The sequence below is a fragment of the Terrabacter sp. P5_B1 genome, from assembly GCF_056400505.1.
In genome coordinates this window covers 1-3,823 of sequence record NZ_JBFULD010000371.1, presented here as the reverse complement: position 1 = coordinate 3,823, position 3,823 = coordinate 1, and the positions used below count along the sequence as shown (strand labels likewise).

Genomic DNA, 3,823 nt, shown 5'->3' with positions numbered 1-3,823 from the left:
GCTCAGGACCCGAGGAGCTTGTGCCGCATCCGGTCGGTGTCCGCGGCGGTCCAGCCCTGGGCGCGGAGCCAGCCGTGGACGCCGCCGTGTCGCTCGTCGAGCGCGCCGAGGAGCAGGCGCATCGTGTCGGTCGTCGGTGACTGCTGCGCCACCGTCTTGTCCTCGAGGTTGCGGGCGTAGGCCGGGCGCGTGCGCAGCCGGTCCATGATGGCGGCCACCCGCTGCGCCGATGCCGCGAAGTCGGCGATGACGAGCTCGTCGGGCACGTCGACGACCTTGAGCGCGAGGCCGACGACCGTGCCCGTGCGGTCCTTGCCGGCGGCGCAGTGCACGACTGCCGCCCCCTCGCTCGAGGCGATGGCGTCGAGGGCGGCGACGACGGAGTCGGGGCGGCTGGCGAGGTAGCTGAGGTAGTGCTCCGACCAGAACCGGTCGTGCGCGCGGTCCTGGTCGGGGTCGCGCCTCGCGGCCGTGAGCTCGCGCCGCTCGTCCGTCTCCCACGGCAGGGCCCGCTCGGCGGCCGGGATGCCCGACTCGTCGGTGTCCTCGCGGTAGAGGGTGTGATGGTGGTGCGTGATGCCGGTGACGGCACGGAGCGGGCCGTCACCCTCCTTTGCCAGCTCGACGTGGGTGCGCAGGTCGACGATGTCGGTGACGCCGTAGCGGGTCACGAGCGTGTCGACGGCCTCCGGGGTGAGGTCCTGGAGGTTGTCCGAGCGCAGCAGTCGGCGGGGCCGGACCGTGTCGCCGTCGGCTGTCACCATGCCGCCGAGGTCACGCATGTTCACGACGCCGTCGAGCTCGATCCAGTTCGGGAGGTACACCCCTGCAGCGTAGGCGACCGGAGAAACGGCTTGGCACGGTAGGCCTGCCGTCAGATATCTTGACGTCGAGAGAGTCGCTGACGATGAAGGGGATCCCGTGACGTCGAGCACGACCCCACCGCAGGCGCCGCCGGCCGCGCCCCTGACGCGTCGGGGTGTCCCGGTGGACCGCGACCTGCGCATCCTCGCCCTGGGCTCGTTCGCCAACCGGTTCGGCGCCGGCGCCGTCCTCACGACGAGCGCGCTCTACTTCACCCGCCAGGTCGGCTTCAGCGCCACCGAGGTCGCCCTCGCGATGTCGGTCTCGGCGGTGGTCGGCATCGTCGTGCAGGTGCCCGCCGGTCACCTCGGCGACACCCGGGGCCCACGCCGGGTGCTCACGGCCTTCATGGCCGGGGCGGCCGTCTTCAGCGCGCCCCCCGTCCTCGCCACGACCCCCTGGGCGCTCGCCCTCCTGCTCGGCGTGCTCGCGTTCTTCGAGCGTGGCGCGGGCGCCGTCAACCAGGGCGTCATCGCCCAGCTCGCCACCGGTGGGCGCGGGGTGCTCTTCAAGGCCTACCTGCGCGCCGTCACCAACACCGCTCTCGGGTTGGGCTCGGTCTTCGGCGGCGCGGCCCTCATCATCGACGAGCGATGGGCCTATGTCACCGTCTTCGTCCTCAACGCCGTCTTCACCGGGTTCGCCGCGTGGAACTCGACCCGGCTGCCCGACATCGCACCGCACGCACGCGTGGCCGGCGAACCGAGGCTCGCCGTCGTCCGGGACTGGCCCTTCGTCGTCATCACGGTCATCACCGGGCTGTTCTCCCTCCACTTCTTCGTCATGGAGCTGGGCCTGGCGCTCTACGTCTCCGCCCACACGGCCGCCCCCACCGTCATGGTGGCGATCCTGCTCATCGTCAACACGGCCGCCGTTGCCCTCTTCCAGGTGCGGCTGTCCCGTCGCGCCGACTCCGTCGAGGCCGGCGCCCGGGCCCTCGTGCGCGGGGCGTGGTGGATCGCGGCCGGTTTCGCCGTCGTCGCGCTGGCCGACCGGGGCACCAGGTGGTTCGCCGTCGCCACCCTCGTCATCGGGTCCCTCGTCCACGTCGTCGGCGAGATGATCGGGTCGGGTGGCCAGTGGGGCCTGCAGATGGGACTCGCCCCGCACGAGCGGCAGGGCCAGTACCAGGGCTTCGCCGGACTGGGGTTCAGCGTGCTCGCCGTCGTCGCACCCCCGGTCGTCACCTACCTCTGCGTCGGCCTCGGCGAGACCGGCTGGTTCGTCCTGGCGGCCTTCATGGTCGTCATCGCGCTCGTCTCGGTCCCGGCAGCGCGCTGGGCCCTCGCGTCGAGGGCCCGCTACGGCGTCACGACGCACTCGGGCTGACCCGACGTGCTTCCGGGCCCGCGCCGCCGCGGCTCGAGCTCAGAGGCGGCGCACGGCGACGGTGCGCACGCTGATGGACAGGAACGGTGGGCCGTCCGACCTGAAGTCCTCACCGCCACCGCGGACGATGTGCTGCAGGACCTCCAGCCCGGAGCCGACGTGCCCGATGAGGGAGTAGACGGGTGCGCCCCGGGGCACCGTGAAGTCGTGGTGGACGACGAAGAACTCGCCGGCGGTGCCGAGGAAGCCGTCGCCGCGGGCCATCCCGACGTCGCCGACGCGGTAGGTGTGGTCAGCCGGGACGTTCTCCAGCGGCAGGTCGTAGCCCGGTTCGGCCGTGCTGCGCCCGCTCTGGACGCCGCACTGGAGGAAGGCCGTGGGTGCCGGTGACGTGGTGAGGCGGTGGCAGGCGCTGTCGGTCCAGTAGCCGGCCCGGGCCAGGGCGACGAACGAGGCGACGCTTCTCGGCGCGTGCTGCCCGTCGAGCCGCAGCGTGACGTCCCCGCACGTCGTGTGCAGGACCGCGCTCCAGTCCGACCCGGCCGCCAAGGACGCGGGCGGTGCGGTCGTGAACGTCGGGTAGGTCGCGGGTGGGGTCGGCGGAGAGGTGCACGTCGCGGCGAGGGTTGGCGTCGGCGTGGGTCCGACCCGGCGCTGCTGGTGGGTCAGCACGACCACGGACGCGACAACGGCAAGGCACAGCAGGGCCGTGCCCACGAGGAGCCGCACGGTCCTGCGGCGCGACGGCTGCGCATCCGCCATGAGGGCAGCGTACGACGTGGACGAGTCACCCCTTCCGGGCTGGGACAATGGAGGTATGCCGCCCTCCGCCCTCCCCGACGGCGACCCCGCTCCCAGCACGGGTGAGCTGCCCCCCGCGGCGCTCTCCGACCTGGCCTCGACCGATCTCGGCGTCTACGTCCATGTCCCGTTCTGCACGGTGCGCTGCGGCTACTGCGACTTCAACACCTACACCCTGACCGAGCTCGGCGGTCCCGGTGCCAGCATCGGCATCGACACGTACGCCGACGCCGCCCTGCGCGAGCTGGACATCGCCCGCTCGGTCCTGGGCAGCGAAGCGCCATCCGTGTCAACGGTCTTCGTCGGCGGTGGCACGCCCACCATGCTGAGGTCAGGCGACCTCGTGGCGGTGCTGGACGGCATACGCCAGCGGTTCGGGCTGGCGCCCGACGCCGAGGTGACGACCGAGGCCAACCCGGACTCCGTGACGCCCGAGTCGCTGCGTGAGCTCGCGGGCGGCGGCTTCACCCGCGTCTCGGTGGGCATGCAGTCGGCCGTGCCCCACGTGCTCCGCACCCTTGAACGCACGCACGACCCCGGCAACGTCGCGCGCGCCGTCGCGGCCACCCGGGCGGCCGGCATGCAGGTCAGCGTCGACCTCATCTACGGCACGCCGGGGGAGTCCCTCGAGGACTGGCGGCGCAGCCTCGAGGCGGCCATCGGGCTCGAGCCCGACCACGTCTCGGCCTACGCCCTCGTCGTCGAGGAGGGCACGAAGCTCGCCGCGCAGGTGCGGCGCGGCGTCGTGCCCGCACCCGAGGACGACGACGAGGCCGACAAGTACGAGCTCGCGGACGAGCTGCTGACGGCGGCCGGGTTCGGGTGGTAC

The 3,823-nt window shown here is 72.7% G+C and carries 4 protein-coding genes; 2 read left to right on the top strand and 2 right to left on the bottom strand.

Going from position 1 to position 3,823, the window contains the following annotated elements:
* Positions 1 to 2: 2 nt before the first annotated feature.
* Positions 3 to 824: a tyrosine-protein phosphatase gene (locus tag AC1DP0_RS19360; protein WP_478087673.1), complete on the bottom strand. Its 822-nt coding sequence runs from the start codon at positions 822 to 824 to the stop codon at positions 3 to 5.
* Between the two features lie 97 nt (positions 825 to 921).
* Between AC1DP0_RS19360 and AC1DP0_RS19355 the strand changes: the two genes are divergently transcribed.
* On the top strand, positions 922 to 2,193 hold the full coding sequence (locus tag AC1DP0_RS19355; protein WP_478087671.1) for an MFS transporter: 1,272 nt from the start codon (positions 922 to 924) through the stop codon (positions 2,191 to 2,193).
* A 39-nt stretch (positions 2,194 to 2,232) separates the two neighbouring features.
* Here the strand turns inward: AC1DP0_RS19355 and AC1DP0_RS19350 are convergent, their stop codons facing one another.
* Positions 2,233 to 2,955 (bottom strand): peptidylprolyl isomerase, encoded by a 723-nt coding sequence (locus tag AC1DP0_RS19350; protein WP_478087669.1) that lies wholly within the window; start codon positions 2,953 to 2,955, stop codon positions 2,233 to 2,235.
* 55 nt (positions 2,956 to 3,010) lie between these two features.
* Between AC1DP0_RS19350 and AC1DP0_RS19345 the strand changes: the two genes are divergently transcribed.
* The coding region (locus tag AC1DP0_RS19345) for a coproporphyrinogen-III oxidase family protein (RefSeq protein ID WP_478087667.1) at positions 3,011 to 3,823 on the top strand (813 nt) is incomplete at its 3' end.

Coding starts and splice junctions, on each gene's coding strand:
- AC1DP0_RS19350 (WP_478087669.1), bottom strand. CDS start 2,955: ATGGCGGATGCGCAGCCGTCGCGCCGCAGGACCGTGCGGCTCCTCGTG.